At 29.1% G+C, this 1,309-nt stretch carries 2 protein-coding genes; both read right to left on the bottom strand.

Annotation, left to right across the window (positions count from 1 at the left end; all coding sequences use genetic code 11):
• Nucleotides 1–58 precede the first annotated feature (58 nt).
• Nucleotides 59–301 (bottom strand): helix-turn-helix domain-containing protein, encoded by a 243-nt coding sequence (locus HG1285_RS01170; protein ID WP_008289461.1) that lies wholly within the window; start codon nucleotides 299–301, stop codon nucleotides 59–61.
• Nucleotides 302–760: 459 nt separating this feature from the next.
• The coding region (gene tsaB, locus HG1285_RS01175) for a tRNA (adenosine(37)-N6)-threonylcarbamoyltransferase complex dimerization subunit type 1 TsaB (protein WP_008289459.1) at nucleotides 761–1,309 on the bottom strand (549 nt) is incomplete at its 5' end.

The raw sequence follows: 1,309 nt of genomic DNA, 5'->3' as shown, positions 1-1,309 counted from the left end.
CTCTTGTTGAGGCAAAGTTGTTGTTAAGTTGTCATTCAGTTGATTTTCCTGTCTTTTTTTAGCCATTTTTAACACCTCTTGTTAATTTTATATAGCTTTCAATTAAGCTTATTAATGTAAATGTGTATTTTCTTGGATTGTGGTTTTTCTCTACTGGAACTAATAAACCTTCATAAACTAATTCATATACCCACTGCCTTGATTTACCGAACAGCTTTTGAATATCCTCAACTGTGTAAAATGGTTTTTCCCCTATTGTTTTTGTTATAATTTCTTTAGCAATATCAAACTCGCTTTTCATCTTATCCCCCAAAAAATCTTGTTTTTATTTTGAATGAAAGGGCTGAAGGTTTCAATTTTCAAAAGTTTAGACATCACATGTCAAAAATTAGTACATGAAAGGCAAAAAAATATGTTATGAATGCTAAAAATTTAAGGCAGGTAATACCAAAAAAGTTTATTTCAAACTGGAAAATGAGTAAGAAATGGTAATATTTTTAAAAGGCTTAAGTTATTTTTAAGATATTCCTAATCTATCTTAATTTATATATAGATAGAAAAAGGTTTAAAAAGGTCAATTCTTTTAAGTTCTAACTTAAAATCCCTTGGCCGAAAGGCCGTGGGGGTTCGGTTCCCCCCTCTCGCACCACTGAATTAAAGGTTTCACAAAATTTCTCATTTTTCTCTATTTGCAAATTTTCATCAAAAAACTCACAATTTGGTGGACATACGGGGGACAAAGATAGACCGGTAATTAGATTTAATTATCCCTTAAATAAACGGGTTCTACTGTGAATGGATTTTCTTTATTGTTTTGCTTAAAGGCAAAAAATGCTCCTGCCAATGAAAGAGATTCAGTAAGCTTTTCTGCATTTTTCAAATTCAGATTTTTCTCCACAACTAAATCTACGTTTTTTAAAAAACTTTCCAATTCTTTTCTTTTTATAAGTAAGTTTTCTGTTAAAGGTTGAATATTACCATTTTTTGATAAAAACTTTCGCAAATAAACTTCTCCTTTACCAGCATATACTGCAGATAAAATAGTTCCTGAAAAATATTTGTATTTATAAGCCATTGCATATAAACTTTCATAAGTATATAAAGGAATATTCATTGCGTAAGATAATACTTTAGCAGTAGTTATACCGATTCTAAGACCTGTATAAGTCCCTGGACCCTTATTTACAACAACAGCCTTTAGGTCATTTTTACTAATAGAATATTTTTTAAAAATTTCATCAATTTTTTGAATAAGTATTTCAGAAAAAGGTTTAGGTTTTTTATAGTTTAAAAACACAATAGGTTCTTT

Source organism: Hydrogenivirga sp. 128-5-R1-1 (assembly GCF_000171895.1).
The sequence above is the reverse complement of the archived record's forward strand: the minus strand, read 5'-3'. Positions and strand labels throughout refer to the sequence as shown.

Coding starts and splice junctions, on each gene's coding strand:
- HG1285_RS01170 (WP_008289461.1), bottom strand. CDS start 301: ATGAAAAGCGAGTTTGATATTGCTAAAGAAATTATAACAAAAACAATA.